The following is a 16,462-nucleotide window of genomic DNA, read 5'->3' on the forward strand; positions in this document are numbered from 1 at the left end:
TATTTTCTGATTTCATTGTTTCGCTTGGTTTCGCGCTGTAGCCTTGAGTTATCCGAGAAGCTGTGACCAAAGCTGTGACCAAGCCAGAGGCGATCATGACGAGCAATACACCTAAAACAGTTAATGATCAGAAGGTGCGAGGGATGGTGCCCGGATGTGCGCCACTGGTCGAAAGCCTGCCTGGACGTGGTACGGGGGCACTGATATTCAAGCGCCCCAATGATGGGTCTCCCGCCTGCTATTACCGATACCATCTAGCCGGTAAGCAAGTGCTGTTGAAGCTCGGGGTATATCGCCGCACTGCGCGCGAGATCGGCCTGGCTTTGCCGGAGCTGCGGGACAAAGCTGCCGCCATGGCGCAGATAGCCAAAGAGCACGGCGACGTTAAAGCCTATCTGGCGAAGCAGAATGCAGAAGCCGAGACCGCCCGCATTCAGGCAGAACAAGCTGTCAAAATTGAGCGCATGAAGGCAGAGCAGGAGGCTCAAGAGCGCCAGCGCACAGCAGAGGTTGAGGCCGCGCGTGGCAGCTTGGCCGATCTGTTTCTTGACTACATTGAATCGCGTCGTGAGAAGGCCACTCCCGGCGTCGTCAAGGAGCTTGAGCGGCTGTTCAAGACGAACATGGAAGCGCCGCACCCGGGCATCATGCAGATAAAAGCGCGGGACATTCGGGCCGACCACATCCTTGCCATTCTCAATCCGATTTGGGAGCGCGGGGCGAAGGTTCAGGCCGACCGTATGCGCTCCTTCCTGGCGGCAGCGTTTAACCATGGGTTGACTGCCGAGAGCGTAGTCGGTCGCGCGACTGCCAAGGTTTACAGTCTAGAGATGAATCCCGCCGCCACGGTCAAGGTCGAGAAGGTATCTGCGCCTGGCGTACGCGCTCTTTCTGATATCGAGCTGCGGCGATTCTGGGACACCATTGAAAGCACCGAGGGCGTCGGGCCAGTCATGGCGCTGCTGTTTAAGTTCGTTATTGCCACCGGCGGCCAGCGCATCAAGAACATCCTAGAAACAACCTGGGCTGATTACGATCTTGAGGCTGGCACCGTACGCTTGACTGACCGCAAGGGGCGGGGAGGTCAGGCCATGAGCAGACCGCATCTAGTACCGTTGAAACCACGTGCTATCGAGATCATGAAGCAGGTGGCGGGCATCACTGGCGACTATGTATGGCCGTGGACTACGAATGGAAAGCAACACATCGTTATCAGCAGTCCGACCCACGCCGTAGCCGACTGGCTGGAGTCTGGCCATGCGGTTATAGATGAGCAGCGGACACCGAGCTTTTCGCCGCGTGATCTTCGCCGCACCTGTACCCAGCTGATGCAGCGTCACGGAGTGTCTAATACTGACTCTGATCTATTACAGAGTCATGGTCAGACCGGGGTGGTGGGATGGCACTATCGGAACGATCCCAAGGCATACCTGCCTGAGAAGCGGCGAGCCGCGGATCTGTTCGATAGGGCCCTTTCGGTGACCCTGGGAGAGGTGAAGAAACGGGCCAATAAAGTGGTGTCATTGCCTAAACGGAAAATCTGAACAGCGAGCTCACATCGAGAAAAAACGCCGCTGAAAAGAGTTCGCGTGCGGTTCTGCAATGAGTGGAATGTGCTGTTACTATCTGGGCACTGGCTAAGCAGGTAGGGCTTTGGTGAAACCTCGTGACTGTTTTGATCGAGATTTGCCAATCCTCTTGCGTCAGTTGGAATGCAGACAAAGAAAAAGCCCCGGTATTTGGCGTACCGGGGCCGTTTCGGGAGGGGACGTTTGACGCGTCCTTTGCATGCCAGCTAGGCCAGTACACAACCCCGAGGGTAAGCGAAGTTTTGAGAGTCTTCTGCTTATTTGCGCGACAAGAAACTTGACGCGCATGAGACTGTATTACCAATGGTTAAGCGGTTGCAAGTTGTCAATCTACTTGACGGCAAAAGCCTGACCGCTGGTGGTGCTTTCACCCCTCGGTTTTTCCGTATTTTGGAGAAATCGAACATGGCTCAAATTGCCACCCGCACACCCCGTGACACCGATACCGCCCCCAACCTGCCGATCCCTGGCGCGCTCGCAACTGCTGCGCAGCTCTGCACCAAATACCAAGTAAGCCGCACCACCTGGTGGCGCTGGTCGCATGCTGATGGCTTTCCTGCGCCGATCCGCTTTGGTCGCTCGGTTCGCTGGGATGATTCTGCCGTTGAAGCCTTCCTGACCCAGCAGGAGGCGTAACCCATGCGTACCCAACAACCCGCGAATCAACTCGGGCCGGTAGCATTCGGCCTGAAGAAAGCCGCCGACCTGCTCGGCAACGCGTACACCATCGGCTTCCTGCTGGCGCTGGTCGGTCTGCACTGGCTGGCGGAGGTGTCGGCATGACCTACACCGGACATCGCGTCGAGGATCACGAGCCGTTCATCTTCGACCAACTGCTGCCGCTGATTGTCGGCTATGCCCGCGACAGCGACACCCCGAGCGAAGTAGTCATGTTTGCCTGCTGGCTGTGCCTGAGCACCATCCTGCAAGCCCAGGGCCTGGGGCGCGAAACGCTGCTCAAGGGTCTGGACGCCACCCGCCCGGAAGTTCACGAAGCGCCGGAGGGCCTCCACTGATGACTCTGCACTTCGACATTCAACGCATCGCAGACGCAGCGCTGCTCGCTGCCGACCAACTGCTCGCCGACTGGCTGCCGGACGGCACGCGCAAGGGCAAAGAGTTCTGGCCGACCAACCCGGTACGCGGCGATCGCAGGCCGGGATCGTTCAGCGTCAACCTGACCACCGGCACCTGGCACGACTTCGCCAGCGGCGACAAGGGCGGCGATCTGGTATCGCTGCTCGCCTACTTGCGCGGCTGCCGGCAGGCCGATGCCGCCCGGATGATCGTCGGGCAACTGGGGCTGTCGTTCGGCGGCGACCACCCCAAGCGCGACATGCTCGCCGAGGAAGCCGAGCGCCAGCGCATCGCCCGCCAGCGGGAGGAGCGCCAGCAGAAAGCCGAGGCGGAACGTCAGGCCGCATGGGACCGCGCCGCCGCCCTTGCGCGTCACGACTGGGGACTTGCTGGTCTGGCTGATCCGCGCCACCCGTACCTGGCCCGCAAGCGCATCAAGCCCCATCACCTGCGCCAGCTCGGCGACGTGCTGCTGGTTCCGATCTGCTGGCGCGGGGTTGTGGTGAACCTGCAACGCATCGCTGCCGATGGCGGCAAGCGGTTCCTGCCGGGAGGCCGGATCACCGGCTGCTACTGCCCGTTCGGACGTATCGAGGCCGGCGTTGAACTGTACACCGTCGAGGGCATCGCCACTGCCGCCACCCTGCACGAACAGACCGGCAAGCCGGTAGCCGCCGCAATGACTTCGGGCAATCTGCTGCCGGCTGGCGAGGAGCTGAAGCGTCGCTATCCCGATGCCGTGCTGATCGTCGGTGGCGACGATGATCGCGCCAAGGAAGCCGAGGGCAAGCCCAACGTGGGCAAGCTGGCTGCCATCCATGCGGCGACCCAGCTCGGTTGCGGGTACGTCCTGCCGGCTTGGCCGGACGATGCGCCGCTGCATCTGTCCGACTACAACGATTTGGCCGTTTGGCGGGAGGGTCGGTTATGAATGCGTCGCTGATGACCAATATTCAGACCCCGACCGGGCCGGCACCCGTGCCTCCGTTCCGGTTCGTCGCAGCCTGCGATATGCCGGTAAAGCCTGTCGTCTGGCTGGTCCACAACTACATCGAGGAAGACGCGCTGGCGGTACTGTACGGGCCACCCGGCAAGGGTAAATCGTTTTTCGCCCTGGACGTGTCGTGCTGCATCGCCACGGGAACCCTGTTCCACGGGCATGACGTGAAGCCGGGAGCCGTGTTCTACATCGCCGGAGAAGGTCACAACGGGCTGGCCCGCCGCCTGCGCGCCTGGGCGCAGTACAACAGCTGTGATATGCCGGCGCTGCTGTTCGTGTCCGAAGCTCCCACCGATTTATCCAGCGCCACCAATGCGGCGAAGGTAGCCGAGGCGGTTCAGCAACTCACAGATGCGACTGGCGAAGTCCCGGTGCTGATCGTTATCGACACGATGGCCCGCAACTTCGGCGGTGACGAAAACAGCGCCACGGACGTGGGGCATTTTGTTCGCAATGCCGATGCGCTGCGCCGGCAGTGGAAGGCTACAGTGCTGATCGTCCACCACAGCGGCAAGGACGGCGAGAAGGGCGCGCGCGGATCGTCGGCCCTGAAGGGGGCCGCTGATGCCGAGTACGAAGTCAGTCGCAGCGACGACGACAAGTTGATCCGCCTGACTCCGCGCAAGATGAAGGACGCCGAGGAACCGCCGCCGCTCGCTTTCGAACTGGTCAGCGTGCCAGTGCGCGACGATGCAGGGAGCCTGGTCGGCGGCGCGGCGCTGAAGTTGACCGAGTACACCGCGCCTGTCCCTGTGACGGCGAAGCTGGGCAAACACCAGAAGGCCGCGCTTGAACTCCTGGAACAGTTGCATACGGAGATTGCCGACCGGCTTGCCCGGCAGGGTCGCGAGGACCACCCGGTAAACATCCTGGTTGATGACTGGAAGGCGAAGTGCGAGGAGGTCGACATCCCTCGCCAGAGATTCCACGATGTAAAGAACACCTTGACTGATCGCAATCAAATTCGAGTTGACGGGCCACATGTGTTTCTTGTCCGTCCTGTCCTGTCCCCCTTAGAGGAACCGGACCGGACGGACAGGCCAAAGGATGACAACACCGGACAAACCGGACAGGAACCGGACGAAAGCCGGACAGGAACCGGACAACCCGCCGCCAACTTCGAGGAGTTCTAACCAATGGCCGCCCTGGACTACCTGCGCCGGGCCGGTCTGACTGTCGAGACCGTAGCCGACAAGCTGCGCGCCTCGCCAGTCGAGCGGATCACCCTGGAGCTTCGCCAGTACATCGTCACGCACAAGGTCGAGCTGCTGGCCGAACTGAGCGTCGCGAATGAGATCACTGCCGCCCCGGCGACTTGGCTGCATCTGCTGGCGCTGGTCGATGGCCGTGTGATTCAGCTATGCGGCGAGCGGAGCACCGCCAACATCGAGGAGGAGGCGCGTCTGCACTGCGGCGACGATCTGCTGGCTGTGGTGGCCGTGCCCGGCGTCGAGCGACCGCTTACAGAGGCGGAGATCGACGAGGCGCAGGCCGGCACCCTCGCTACGCCGGCAGTACCGCCGCCACCGCCGAGCACCTGGTTAGCCCGTGTCGCGCGGCGGCTGGGCACCCGACCGGCCGTACTGCTGGAAGGCGGACACTTGGAGCAGCACGACCTTGCCGAGCTGGCCGGCACCGATGCAGCGATGGTGGCCGATACGATCCGCGCCAGCCCAGCATGGATCAACCGTCCGCAGCGAATCGAGCAGCCGGTCGAGCGGTTGATCGTCGAGGAGAAGATCGAGCCGCAGCGCACCATCCACACCGCCGCTACAGCGCCACAGGCGTGGCGAGAGGCCGATGCGGCATACACCAACCACCTAATGAGCTGCCGCGACTGCCACGCACCGACAGGCCGGTACTGTGCAACCGGCGCCGATCTGCGCGTCATCTATGAGCGCACCCCACTGGAGTCAGCACCATGAGCAAGAACCGCCTGTTTGGCGACAAGGCCAAGGAACGGCTGATTGTGTCCGTGGAAACCGCCGTCATCGAGGCCATCGACCGGCTGATCCACTATCCCTACGGCGGCCAGCACCCTGCCGCCGGCAACCGCTCAGAGTTCGTGCGCCTGGCCATCAAGGAGAAGCTAGCCCGCGACAGGCTTGGATGATTCAGCGAGTCCCTACAACACCAACACTTTGATGATTTACGGACAATTCCACGCGCGTACGCGCGCGAAGGGGGGGCCGAGCGTCCAAATGCTGACCGTGTCGACGTGGAGCAATATCAAAACCGGGTGTGGCGCGACTGCCAGCAGGCTGGCCAGCGATCAGCGGCTCAGTGCACGCATGCTAGCCTCAAGATGGTCCCCCAATGAGGCACCTGCCATGCCCTCTCGCCACGCCCAACCCGCCTACCAAGATACTATTACCGATCTGTTCATCCGACTCGGCGCGCCGTTCCACGACACCCGCCGCTCCTGGGGTGCACTCCACCCCAATGGCACGGTGTTTCTGCGTGTCTGGCGTGACCGTATCGCCCGCATACCAAGTTACCCTGGCCGTCAGTGCGTGGAACTGACCCACCTGGAGCAGTTCCCCCTGGCTGCCAGGCGCTGGGGCTACACAGAACGCCTCCGCCATGTTCAGGCGATCCACCAGGGAGCGCCCTGCTACCTGGTACTCTGTGAGGCGGTCGACCCCGAGGCCGACCCGCGTACGATCAAGCGCTTCACCCGTGACCCGCTTTACCGGGGCGGGGCGCTCCTCCAGCACGACCAGGATTGGTGGATTGAGGTCGGCGACGAAGTGACGTTGGCCACCCTGCTGAAGGCGATCAAGCGTTAACACTGAGCCTGGCCGCCCCAGCAGTCGCGCAGCTTGCTGACACGAGTCGCGATTGCTGGGCGCTCGACCTTCAGAACTCTTGGAGGGCCGGTATTTGGGGCCGCACGAGCCGCTCGACCTGGCTGACGCCGATGCTGAACAGGTGGCCAGCGCAATCCGACACGGTCCCGCATGGATCAACCAACTACCGCGCGCCGAGTAGCCCGACGCCCCTGGCATCGATGAGCAGGACGGTGGTTCCCTGCATGTCGTGCCGCCTCACACCTCCTAAGGGGAAGGTTGGCAGTTCTTATCTGCCCTGGGACACCATATAAATCAAGCACTTTCCGCTACTGTCGTTCTATTTTTGTTTGGCTGGCTATCACTGGGCTAGCACGGAACTGCATCGATAGCCTAAGCGGAGAGTGATTTTGCCTCACAAGCTGGGCAGCGGCAGTCGACGCGGCCGGCAATGGCCCGGGCTTGGACCTGAGCGATGCCACAAGCCGAGCACACGATCGCCTGGGGACGCCTTCGCTAGTGATTGCAGCGCCGTTGCCGTCCTAATCCAGGGCAAGCCAGGTCGCTGCGGTGTGTGCGTTCATCCGCACCGTGGGTATGCACGGTGCCGCGACCATTTCGCCAGGGCGCAGGCTGGTCTCATTCACGGAGACGTAGTGAATCAGACCACCATATTCCAGCTCTAGCATTACGTTACCAGGGTCATTCCGATCGCGGTACTCGAAGCGCTGCGCCTGTTCGTTCCAGGCGGTGATACCCGGCTGCTCATCGTGAAAGGCCAAGCCGTCCGGCATCTCTCGAATGCACCTGGCCAGCACCTCGGTGTCATTCTGAGTTTCAGCAACTAACCGATAGCCAGGCTTGCCATTGACGATAATGCCGACGCGACGTGTACGGAGTGGCACGTATGTCTTTGGAGCCTTCCCTCTGGCATTCCTGCCAAGCTTCCACTCGCGCTGCCGGTTCCAGCAGCTCACACAGATGTCGCTACTAGCATGAATGAGTCGAAGATCGGACCGGCTGTTGGCGCCGCTGCCGAATTGACCCGGTTACCGAGATGTTTTTGACCCAGCCTGATTCCTTGCGAACCATTGCCTGTGCTGGATTTGTTCCGGTCGGAGGAGGGGCAGTGTGGCGTCGGCGATGGTTCAATTCGGCGTTAGCGTCAACACCCATAACGGCCATTTGTCCGCCGACGATGGAAACTCTAGCTCTGAGCTATGGCTTGAAATGCCGGTCTTCTGAAGATTTGACAGCCAGACAAGTTGTCAATTTTCTTGTAGCAGAAGGGCCTCAAAACCTATGAGCCCCTCATCGCTCAAGCCTGGTTGTACTCAGTTCGCCTTTATCGGCACCGTCACGGTTTTGCCGAAGGCCGATTTGATGGTCGCCGTCGGGCTGGGCGACGGACCACTGCCGGCGGTCGTCACCGCTATGTTCCAGCGCGCGCCTGTCGGTGTCAGCGTCAGGACGGCGGCGCCAAGGTTCACCGTACCGGTTGTGGTCGTAGCCGTTGCCCTGATGGTATTGCCCGTGCCACGCGAGGTGGTGCCGGACAGGACCCAGTAGTAGCGGCTGTTGCTGCGAGCGGTGACGGTAGCGCTGGTGACGATCAGGTTCTCGTTGACCGCTGCCGAGACCGCCACGGACACCGTCGCCGGTTCCGACTCCGCGTTCCTGGCATCGCTGGCGCTGTAGGAAAAGGTCGCGGTGAACGGCGCGGGGACCGTGGCCGGTGGTGTGTAGGTCACGCGCAGGCCATCGGTGCTGACCACGCCCTTGCCGGAGTCCGGTTGCTCCAGGCCCACCACTTTGAGTGGCACGTTACCGTCGGGGTCGGTGTCGTTGGCCAGCACGTTGATGATCACTGGTTGGCCGGTGTTACTGATGGCGCTGTCGGGGTTGGCGACCGGTTTTTGGTTATCGCCGCCCTCTTCACGTTTATCGCCAGTGCGGAAGGTCGGCAGCGCAGCGGAGTTGACGTAGGTGACGCCGTCCCAGCCGGGCAGGGGCGCTGGCATCATCTGGAACTGGCCCGGATGCTCGATATCCCAGCGCAGCAACATGGACGTGTCCTCGTGCTGGGTGTTGTGGCAGTGCTCCATGTAGGTCCCGGCGAACTCCCGGAAGCGGATCGCAATGTCCACGTCCACCGAACTGTCGATGCCATCGCCGATGCGATAGACGTCCTTGCGCGCCCACTTTTCCCATTCCGGTGGCGGGTTGCCATCGCGATGGAGGACGATGCCCTCTTCGAAGTGCACGTGCACCGGGTGGTTCCAGCCGTTGCCGCCGTTCTTGATTCTCCACACCTCCAGGGTGCCGTCGCCGGAGAACCCGGCAGGGGTCGGGCCGTTGGCCAGTTGCGGAGCGGCGCTGATGATTCGAGGGTCCATCTGGAAGCCTAAACCGCCGTCGGTCTTGATGGTCCAGGGTGCTTCGTCGGTGCCGTCGGAGCGGCCGAAGATGAACTCGCGATGCCGCGCCACCTTGAGCTTGGCCTGCATTGTCGGATCGTCGCGGTTGATAGTCAGCGGGATCATGCTTTTACCCATCGCCTTGCCCGGCTTGGCGGGTTCGTAGTCGGCGGGGATCATGCTCACGTCCTGGCCAGCATAAGGCTGGACCACCATCTGCATGAACTTGCCCACCACCGGGTCGCCGGCGTCCCATTCCAGCCCTTTGCTGCCCAGCTTGAGCACCGCCTTGTACTTGCCGGACAGGACATCGGCCAGGCTCAGCACTGTAGCCTCCGGCCCCTTGCCGTCGTGGTGCTCCATCAGGTTGACGAAGTACAGCTTGTCGCCGGTGCTGATCCCGTTTTTCGCGAAGTTGACGATGATGTCGTAACGCTCGGCGATACCCATGGTGGGCAGGATGGCGTTGTGGTTCTGCACATCGCCGTCGGCGTCCAGGTCCATGCTGCCGTCGAACGGCACGGCGTGTTCCATGAGGTTGCCGTCGTTGGCGATCAAGTGGAACGGCACGCGGGTATAGGACAGGCCGGAACCTGCCGGGCCGGGGAATTCGCCACCGGTGCCGACGACTTCACGCACCAGCGCAATCCTGAAGTAGCGCGACACCGAGCCATTGAGGATGCGGAAGCGATAGCTGCGCGCCCGCACCTTCAGGCGCGGCTGGTACTGCCAGTTGACCAAGAGCTGATCGCCGAGAAAGCCATCGGTGTTGAACGGGTTGAACCACAGCTGACCATTGGCGTCCCAGGCCTTGTCGGCCAGCATCAGGTTCACATCATAGTCGCGATTGCCCCAGGGCAACGCCGAACCGCTGGGCAGACGCAGGTTGACGCCGTCTTCCAGCGCTTCGTTGCCACGATCCAAGGCGCTGTAGTAGTTCATCATCACCGCGTTGCCCTTGTAGACGTTCTGTGCGGTGAAATCGACCATGTGGTCATGGAACCAGTGGGTGCTCATGGTTTCGCGCCAGTCGCCACGGATCTTGATGCTGCCGTTATTGCACGTCTTGAGGCCCGGAGTGGCATCATTGACAAACAGGGTTTCGCCCGGGGCGCAGGGGAACGCCGCGCGCGGATCCTGAGCGCTGGTGTTGATGGTGTCGTAACCGGCCAACTGGATCGGCCAGCGATAGTCGTAATATTGTCCCGGAAAGAAAAACGCACCGGAAAAGCCATCGCTTTCGGCCGGGGAGTGGCCGTTGTGTTCGTGGGTGCTGAGGGTGTGCAGGCCGAACCCCATGTTGGCCGACGGATCGATCGGCAGGGCGTTGTAGTGGCGCATCAGCACCGGTTGGCCGTACCGCACCATCAGCAGTTTTGGCGGAAAGGTGCCGTCGAAGGTCCAGAGCGCCTTGTGGTTCTGAATCGGCATGTTGGGGTGAAAACGGGTGTCGATGCCTTTGGTGGTGCCCGCAATGACCGGGGTGTCCGAGGTCTGGTTGTAGAGCCCACCAGGCCCGAACTCACCGACGGCGTAGTTGTGCAACTGCCGGCGGTCGCGCATGCCACCGTTGAGCTTGGCGCCCGCTTGAGCGGTCTTGAAGGCGACCTGCGGGTAAAACTCGTTCCAGCGCTGGTGCGACCAGCCTTTTCCTGGCGGACGACCTTCGGCCGGCGAGCCGACCGGATGGCGGTTGAGAAAGGCTTCGATCTGCGCTTTCCACGGGTTGCGGTCCAGCACGTTGGAATACTGCGACGGAAACGGGTACAGCCCCGGCTGGCGCATAAAGGCTTCCAGCGCCACGGCCGAAGGACCGCTGCGGGCGATGTTGTTCGGGTCCTGGGTGGGCGCCGGGCCGACGATCGGAACCGGGAAGGTCAGGGTAGGCGGCGGCAGTGTCGGGTCGAGTTTCTCCGTGCCGAATTCTTCGAACAGCAGCAGTTGCTGAGTGTACGGCTGAGCCCCGAACAATGGGCTGGGCTTGCCATTGGTGGGGATCTTGAAGGATGTCTGCAGGGCTGGCGGCAGCACGTTGTCGACCGTTGGCGTGGTGCGGGTGCCAAACACGCCATTGGGCAGGGCGATGGCGCCCTGGTTGACGGGGGGCATGGCCTCTATGGCATCCAGCGCGGCCTTGGGGTCGGCCGCCGGAGAGGTATACGCCGAGGGGTCTGTCGGTGGTGGCGGGCCGAAATCATCCAGCGGTACGGCGTTGACCTGGGACAGACTGAAGGTGATGAACAGTACAGAGCCGGCGCCCGAAACCCTTAAGAAAAGGAGCGAATTGAACGGCGATGCAAGGATTTTCATGAGCTTCCCCTCGCGACATAGCGAAACGGCGAAACCTGCCATCCCCACCTGGTGACAGCACCTGTCTGCGTTGCAAGGGGCTATGCAACCGCCGGGCCATGGACGAGGAAGGGAATAAAAACTCTGAGTAATTAGTAAGTTGTTTCAACGTGTTCATTTTTGGGTAAGTGTAGGGTGGGGGATATTCCTCAAATTTGGTGGTAAACGCCCGATTGGCTGGGTGTAGTACCCCATTTATGGAGAGAGTAGCGGCCCCATTTTACCGACCGCTTTTGGTAGGACCTGCTTGCCCTAAGGCAGCATGGATTTAACTGGTCGAGAAGGGCCGCTTCTGGCCCAGAGTGTGTAAAAACGCGTCCGCGAACCCTTGCTATGACTTCTGAGGATTTCATCGCAGGGATCGCCCATGAAGCGCTTTATCCAAGGTGAACATCGAGGCCAAAGTACTTTGCTTCCCGAGAGCCTCGACGACTACGTCAGCGATACCAATTCAGTGCGCGTAGTCGACGTCTTCGTCGACGAACTCGACCTGATCAACCTGGGTTTTGACGGTGCCATTCCAGCCGATACTGGCCGGCCTGCTTACCACCCCGCGATTTTGCTGAAGATCTACATCTACATCTACGACTATCTCAAGGGGTTATGCCGAGATAAAGGAAAATTAGGACATTTGCTTCGCAAGTGGTTGTTCTATAAAAGGGCGTGCAATCCACCTCAAGCCTCCCTAAATGACCATCTCGGACAATCTGCGCACGCTATCGCGTTGACTCGGGAATTTTCAATCCCGATAAGTAGATGCAGACCAAATGAGTGAATTTCCCCTTGTCTCGGCATGACCCCGTCTTCGACCTGCTGGAGGCGCAACGGGCCGATCATGCCGTGGCCGAGGGGCCGCGCAACATCGTGGGCGTGATACATAAGGATGCGCGGCAATTCGCGGCGACCGGTGGCTGGGGCTTTGAAGGCTTTGGCGGCGGTGACCCGGCGCGGCCTGTTTTGCCTGCCACACCTCCGAAAAAAACCACGATTACGTGTTCAGCCCCGCGCGGGATTGAACCGGCATCGCATTGGCGCGGCTGACACCGCCGACGCCGAAGCCCGGCCGGACAGGCCCCTTCGGCGCGACCGCGCGAGGTCCAATCGCAACCTGGCTTATCCCGGCATCACCGGCGATCGAGGCTCCAGGCGCCGCCCCCGGTCGCCGCCAAGTAGAGAAAGATGAAGCAGAACAGGATGGCCGGCTCGCCTCCATTCAGCAGCGGAATCCACCCCCCGGGAGCATGGCCGATGAAGTAGGCAAAGGCCATTTCACCAGACAGGATAAAGGCGGTCGGTCGAGTGAGCAGGCCGAGCAATAGCAGCAGGCTGCCTACCACTTCCAGCACCCCAGCGAAGCCAATCAGGGAAAACAGATTCAACCCATCGAAAAAGGCGACATGCGGGAAGCCGAACAACTTCGCAGTGCCATGCTGGAGGAACATGAAGGCGGTGACGATGCGCAGCACGCTCAACAGGCGCGGGGCCCAGAGCGTATTCAGTTGGTCGATGAGCGCAGACACGGGAGGTTCTCCTGAGCGAGGTCGAGCGTCGCAGGCAACGCGTAACTGCAGTGAGGCACAGATTCTGAAGAAGTAAAGGCAGCGGGCAGCCACACCCGCCGCCCTGGCCCGCGTCATGGAGGTCTGCCTTCCAACAGCGCCCCCAACCCTGTGCCCCCGTTCAACCCCAGACTTGGGGACATTCCCCCCCCCCGATCTCCCCCAACGGGGCGCAACGCCGCGCACGCCGTGGTTGCGCGCGCACTGCCGAAGCAGCTGCCGTCTGTGGCATGGCATTTGCTCTGACCCACTGCAGGGGCCTGCCAACACGCCTATCTCCGCGCCGCAACCTGCAGCATAAGGTGACCCAGCATGGACAGCACTGCAATGCATCACCGGGTAGCCACGCTGCTCTCGCCAACCCGCCTCAGCTCCGCCCTTCACGGACCGCCGCTCGCCATGGCCTTGCCTTGCCTTGCCTTGCCTCACGCCTGACGAGTAGCCGGAGAAAGACGATGAACACCAGTGACCGCAAATCCCTCGATGCCCAACCCGCACCTGTCGATGACCGCCCGAGCAGACGCTCCTTTCTGAAGCTGGGAGCCGCAGCCGTGGCCGCGCCCGTGCTCCTGAGGCAGGGTGCGGCCCTCGGTAAAGGCGGTGACGATAACATCGGCGCGCCGGTGGTACCACCCAGCCCCCCGACCACCCCTTGGGTCGAGCAACTGCCGAATGCGATCACCCCGCTCCAGGCGATCAGCGCGCTGAGCCCCGAGCATCAGGTGCAAGCCGATCGGGGACATGGCGAATGTGGCCGCGACGCCCATCAGCGCTATGACGAGCTCTGCCAAGTCGAACCGGCCCAATACGAGCTGCATGCGGTGGAACGCAGCTGGGTGTTCAACCCCGCCCTGCCCGCGCAGCCAGTGTGGAGCTACCAGCCCAGCGTGCCGGCGCCGGAGATGTTCTGTCCGGTGATCGTGGCCCGCTACGGGAGCCCCGTATTGCTGCGCATACACAACGATCTGCCGCACGATCACCAGGGCTTCGGCACCCCGGAAATTTCCACCCACCTGCACAATCTGCATGCGCCGTCCGAGAGCGATGGCTTCCCCGGCGACTACTACAGCGCAACCAAGGCCGGGCCGACTCTCTCAGCCCCGGGTAGTTACAAGGACCATTTCTACCCCAACATCTGCGCCGGCTACGACGAGTTGGGCAATGGCCGCGGGGATCCACGGGAAGCCCTCGGCACGCTGTTCTTCCATGACCATTGCCTGGACTTCACCGCCGCCAATGTGTATCGCGGCTTGGCGGGTTTCTACCTGCTCTACGACGAACTGGATTCGGGCGACGAAAACGACCCCAACCCTAACGCACTGCGTCTTCCCGCTGGCATTTACGACTATCCACTGAATATCTGCGACCGCCGTTTCGACCGAAAAGGCATGCTCTACTTCGACCAGCTCAACCCTGAGGGCACCCTCGGCGACAAGGTCCTGGTCAATGGCAAGATCGAGCCGGTGCTGAACGTGGCGGCGCGCAAGTACCGTTTGCGCCTACTCAACAGCGGCCCCAGCCGTTTCTATGCGTTCTACCTGGTCGACGCGAACAACCGCGTGCAGCCATTCACCTACATCGCCAACGACGGCAATCTGCTGCCAGCGCCACTGTATAACCAGACCAAGGTGGAGCTGGGTGTGGCCGAACGCGGCGACATCATAGTTGACTTCTCCCAGTACCCGCTGGGCACCGAGTTGTACCTGGTCAACCGCTTGCGCCAAGAGAGTACCCGCGGCCCGAAGGATATCCGCGCGCCAGGCACGCCCATCCTCAAACTGGTGGTCAACCGTGCCGCCCCCGACAACAGCCGTGTCCCGGCCAAACTGCGCGAACTGCGGCCCATCACCGCCGAGGAACTGCAGAAGGCGACGGTGCGGCGCTGGGAATTCGGCCGTAAGGGCGGCCTGTGGACAGTCAATGACCGGATCTTCAATGTCCAGAAGGTCAGCGCGGAAATCCGACAGGGCAGCTGCGAAATCTGGGAGCTGGTCAGCCCGAGCGGTGGCTGGTATCACCCGGTGCATATCCACTTCGAGGAAGGGCGCGTACTCAGCAAGGTCGTCGATGACAAGAGTGTGCCAGTGCCGGCCCATGAGCAAGGGCGCAAGGATGTCTTCGTCCTTGGGGAGAACTCGTCAACGCGCGTCTTCCTGCGCTTTCGCGACTTCGTCGGCAAATACGTCATGCACTGCCACAACATGATCCACGAGGACCACATGATGATGGTGCGCTGGGACATCTTGGCCGATGACGACAGCAGCGGCAGTGACGGAAGTGATAGCGGCAGTTGAGCGCGCGCCCTCATCCCTGACTTCGGAGACGAATCGATGAACACTCGCAGAAACCTCCTGGCTGGCCTGGGTACCGCTGCACTCGGACTGGCCGCCTGGCACGCCAGCAGCCCCGACTGGCAACTCACGCCGCGCACCACGCGAACCAGTGGCGACGGCCATCTGGCAAACCCGTTGCCGAACGTGACGCTGTACACTCACGAAGGCAAAGCGGTGAAGTTCTACGACGACCTGATCCGAGATCGAGTCGTGCTGATCAACATGATGTACACCTCCTGCGGCGATCGCTGCCCGACCATCACCGCCAACCTGAAGGGCGTGCAGAAACTGCTCGGCGATCGGGCCGGACGCGATGTCTTCCTCTACTCCCTGACCCTGCAGCCGGAACTGGATACCCCGCGGATGCTCAAGGAGTACGCCGAGCAGCACCGGATTAAACCGGGCTGGCAGTTCCTCACCGGGGATCCTGACGATATGGAGCGGCTGCGCTACGGGCTGGGTTTTTACGATCCCGATCCCCTGATCGACGACAACAAGGCCAGCCATACCGGCATGGTGCGGATCGGCAACGACCGCTTCAACCGTTGGTCGATGGCTCCGGCCCTCGCCGCGTCCGAGCAGATCCTCAGCACGCTCAACCACCTGGACCACGCGGTCGTGCACACAGCCTGAGATGCCGGGCCTCCCGGTTGCGGACGGAAGCCGGCGTGGTGGAAGGTTCTTCGGCTCCTGGTACTTCCCGGCTTCTGCCAGCAATTCATGGTCCAGGTAAACCAGCCAACCCTGAAGGTGACTACCCTGGAACCCAAGCTTGACCTACCGCAGAGCCTGAAGGCCTCTTGCGAGCAGCACCAGGTCGCACCAGGCTGACTGTTCCAGACCGGCACACCCGACGGCTTCCAGAAGGTGTGCTACGCCCTCGGCTGCTGCGACTCCGAGGCTACGGTTCACGCCGCACACTGCAGGTATTTGTACTGCCCCTCTGATAAAAATCAGATTAAATTATTTCTATATCAATAGCTTAGAATTATTATTTCTTAATTTTCCGTTATCTCGGCATGATCCCTACTACCATGTCGAGGTGATCGACGGCCCCCTCGTCAATCGTCATCGCCCGTCCGTGGACGTCTTGTCCCGCTCGGTCGCTAAATTCGCGGGCCGAAACGCAACGGGCAACATCATGACCGGGATGGGTGATGACGGCGCCCGGGGGGTTGAAAGAAATGCTCGACGCTGAAGGCGTCACCGTGGCGCAAGATAGAGCCTCATGCGTGATTTATGGCATGCCAAAGGAAGCCATCAAGCTCGGGGCTGCGAAAAAAATCCTGCCCCTGTACGAACTGCATTTGGCCGTTCTGGGAAAGTGACACTGCCCCATAAAGAAAAAG

General features: G+C 61.5%; 15 protein-coding genes and 2 pseudogenes. 14 read left to right on the plus strand and 3 right to left on the minus strand.

Going from position 1 to position 16,462, the window contains the following annotated elements:
* Positions 1 to 95: 95 nt before the first annotated feature.
* The 9 genes from AC3IX1_RS01430 to AC3IX1_RS01470 all read left to right on the plus strand — a co-directional run bounded on the left by AC3IX1_RS01430 (position 96) and on the right by AC3IX1_RS01470 (position 6,455).
* The gene (locus AC3IX1_RS01430) at positions 96 to 1,544 is read left to right on the plus strand and encodes a tyrosine-type recombinase/integrase (protein ID WP_489386847.1); all 1,449 of its coding nucleotides are present in this window, start codon (positions 96 to 98) and stop codon (positions 1,542 to 1,544) included.
* Between the two features lie 306 nt (positions 1,545 to 1,850).
* Positions 1,851 to 2,225, plus strand: coding sequence for a helix-turn-helix transcriptional regulator (locus tag AC3IX1_RS01435; RefSeq protein ID WP_489386848.1), 375 nt, complete (start codon positions 1,851 to 1,853; stop codon positions 2,223 to 2,225).
* A 3-nt stretch (positions 2,226 to 2,228) separates the two neighbouring features.
* Positions 2,229 to 2,372: a hypothetical protein gene (locus tag AC3IX1_RS01440; RefSeq protein ID WP_489386849.1), complete on the plus strand. Its 144-nt coding sequence runs from the start codon at positions 2,229 to 2,231 to the stop codon at positions 2,370 to 2,372.
* Positions 2,369 to 2,605, plus strand: a complete 237-nt coding sequence (locus AC3IX1_RS01445) for a hypothetical protein (protein WP_489386850.1) — start codon at positions 2,369 to 2,371, stop codon at positions 2,603 to 2,605. Before AC3IX1_RS01440 ends, AC3IX1_RS01445 begins: the two co-directional genes overlap by 4 nt.
* Entirely contained in the window at positions 2,605 to 3,597 is a 993-nt protein-coding gene (locus tag AC3IX1_RS01450) for a primase/helicase family protein (protein WP_489386851.1), read from the plus strand. Before AC3IX1_RS01445 ends, AC3IX1_RS01450 begins: the two co-directional genes overlap by 1 nt.
* Positions 3,594 to 4,799: an AAA family ATPase gene (locus AC3IX1_RS01455; protein ID WP_489386852.1), complete on the plus strand. Its 1,206-nt coding sequence runs from the start codon at positions 3,594 to 3,596 to the stop codon at positions 4,797 to 4,799. Before AC3IX1_RS01450 ends, AC3IX1_RS01455 begins: the two co-directional genes overlap by 4 nt.
* A gap of 3 nt (positions 4,800 to 4,802) precedes the next feature.
* Complete coding sequence (locus tag AC3IX1_RS01460; RefSeq protein ID WP_489386853.1) at positions 4,803 to 5,591, plus strand: hypothetical protein; 789 nt, start codon at positions 4,803 to 4,805, stop codon at positions 5,589 to 5,591.
* The gene (locus AC3IX1_RS01465) at positions 5,588 to 5,779 is read left to right on the plus strand and encodes a ribbon-helix-helix domain-containing protein (protein WP_489386854.1); all 192 of its coding nucleotides are present in this window, start codon (positions 5,588 to 5,590) and stop codon (positions 5,777 to 5,779) included. The genes AC3IX1_RS01460 and AC3IX1_RS01465 overlap by 4 nt, the downstream gene beginning before the upstream one ends.
* A 178-nt stretch (positions 5,780 to 5,957) precedes the next feature.
* Entirely contained in the window at positions 5,958 to 6,455 is a 498-nt protein-coding gene (locus AC3IX1_RS01470) for a hypothetical protein (RefSeq protein ID WP_489386855.1), read from the plus strand.
* 542 nt (positions 6,456 to 6,997) lie between these two features.
* On the opposite strand, the gene AC3IX1_RS01475 is transcribed toward AC3IX1_RS01470, so the two are convergent.
* Positions 6,998 to 7,360, minus strand: a complete 363-nt coding sequence (locus tag AC3IX1_RS01475; RefSeq protein ID WP_489386856.1) for a hypothetical protein — start codon at positions 7,358 to 7,360, stop codon at positions 6,998 to 7,000.
* A gap of 429 nt (positions 7,361 to 7,789) precedes the next feature.
* Positions 7,790 to 11,182 (minus strand): Ig-like domain-containing protein, encoded by a 3,393-nt coding sequence (locus AC3IX1_RS01480; RefSeq protein ID WP_489386857.1) that lies wholly within the window; start codon positions 11,180 to 11,182, stop codon positions 7,790 to 7,792.
* A gap of 406 nt (positions 11,183 to 11,588) precedes the next feature.
* Here AC3IX1_RS01480 and AC3IX1_RS01485 point away from each other — a divergent pair.
* Both AC3IX1_RS01485 and AC3IX1_RS01490 read left to right on the plus strand, forming a co-directional pair.
* Positions 11,589 to 11,807, plus strand: a pseudogene (locus AC3IX1_RS01485) (transposase); the annotation flags it as partial.
* A 197-nt stretch (positions 11,808 to 12,004) separates the two neighbouring features.
* Positions 12,005 to 12,262 (plus strand): cytochrome P460 family protein, encoded by a 258-nt coding sequence (locus tag AC3IX1_RS01490; RefSeq protein ID WP_489386858.1) that lies wholly within the window; start codon positions 12,005 to 12,007, stop codon positions 12,260 to 12,262.
* An 83-nt stretch (positions 12,263 to 12,345) separates the two neighbouring features.
* Here AC3IX1_RS01490 and AC3IX1_RS01495 read toward each other — a convergent pair whose 3' ends face one another.
* Positions 12,346 to 12,741 carry a DoxX family protein gene (locus AC3IX1_RS01495; protein ID WP_489386859.1) on the minus strand — a complete coding sequence of 132 codons (396 nt, stop codon included), beginning with the start codon at positions 12,739 to 12,741 and terminating at the stop codon, positions 12,346 to 12,348.
* 494 nt (positions 12,742 to 13,235) lie between these two features.
* Here AC3IX1_RS01495 and AC3IX1_RS01500 point away from each other — a divergent pair, with 494 nt between their 5' ends.
* From AC3IX1_RS01500 to AC3IX1_RS01510, 3 genes and pseudogenes are all read left to right on the plus strand, one after another.
* On the plus strand, positions 13,236 to 15,074 hold the full coding sequence (locus AC3IX1_RS01500) for a multicopper oxidase family protein (RefSeq protein WP_489386860.1): 1,839 nt from the start codon (positions 13,236 to 13,238) through the stop codon (positions 15,072 to 15,074).
* 36 nt (positions 15,075 to 15,110) lie between these two features.
* Positions 15,111 to 15,746 (plus strand): SCO family protein, encoded by a 636-nt coding sequence (locus AC3IX1_RS01505; protein WP_489386861.1) that lies wholly within the window; start codon positions 15,111 to 15,113, stop codon positions 15,744 to 15,746.
* Between the two features lie 388 nt (positions 15,747 to 16,134).
* A pseudogene (locus AC3IX1_RS01510) lies at positions 16,135 to 16,441 on the plus strand (chemotaxis protein CheB); the annotation flags it as partial.
* Positions 16,442 to 16,462 lie beyond the last annotated feature (21 nt).

The organism is Pseudomonas sp. KH_046_2, assembly GCF_057838985.1.

Coding starts and splice junctions, on each gene's coding strand:
- AC3IX1_RS01455 (WP_489386852.1), top strand. CDS start 3,594: ATGAATGCGTCGCTGATGACCAATATTCAGACCCCGACCGGGCCGGCA.
- AC3IX1_RS01440 (WP_489386849.1), top strand. CDS start 2,229: ATGCGTACCCAACAACCCGCGAATCAACTCGGGCCGGTAGCATTCGGC.
- AC3IX1_RS01465 (WP_489386854.1), top strand. CDS start 5,588: ATGAGCAAGAACCGCCTGTTTGGCGACAAGGCCAAGGAACGGCTGATT.
- AC3IX1_RS01445 (WP_489386850.1), top strand. CDS start 2,369: ATGACCTACACCGGACATCGCGTCGAGGATCACGAGCCGTTCATCTTC.
- AC3IX1_RS01430 (WP_489386847.1), top strand. CDS start 96: ATGACGAGCAATACACCTAAAACAGTTAATGATCAGAAGGTGCGAGGG.
- AC3IX1_RS01460 (WP_489386853.1), top strand. CDS start 4,803: ATGGCCGCCCTGGACTACCTGCGCCGGGCCGGTCTGACTGTCGAGACC.
- AC3IX1_RS01450 (WP_489386851.1), top strand. CDS start 2,605: ATGACTCTGCACTTCGACATTCAACGCATCGCAGACGCAGCGCTGCTC.
- AC3IX1_RS01480 (WP_489386857.1), bottom strand. CDS start 11,182: ATGAAAATCCTTGCATCGCCGTTCAATTCGCTCCTTTTCTTAAGGGTT.
- AC3IX1_RS01470 (WP_489386855.1), top strand. CDS start 5,958: ATGCTAGCCTCAAGATGGTCCCCCAATGAGGCACCTGCCATGCCCTCT.
- AC3IX1_RS01505 (WP_489386861.1), top strand. CDS start 15,111: ATGAACACTCGCAGAAACCTCCTGGCTGGCCTGGGTACCGCTGCACTC.
- AC3IX1_RS01500 (WP_489386860.1), top strand. CDS start 13,236: ATGAACACCAGTGACCGCAAATCCCTCGATGCCCAACCCGCACCTGTC.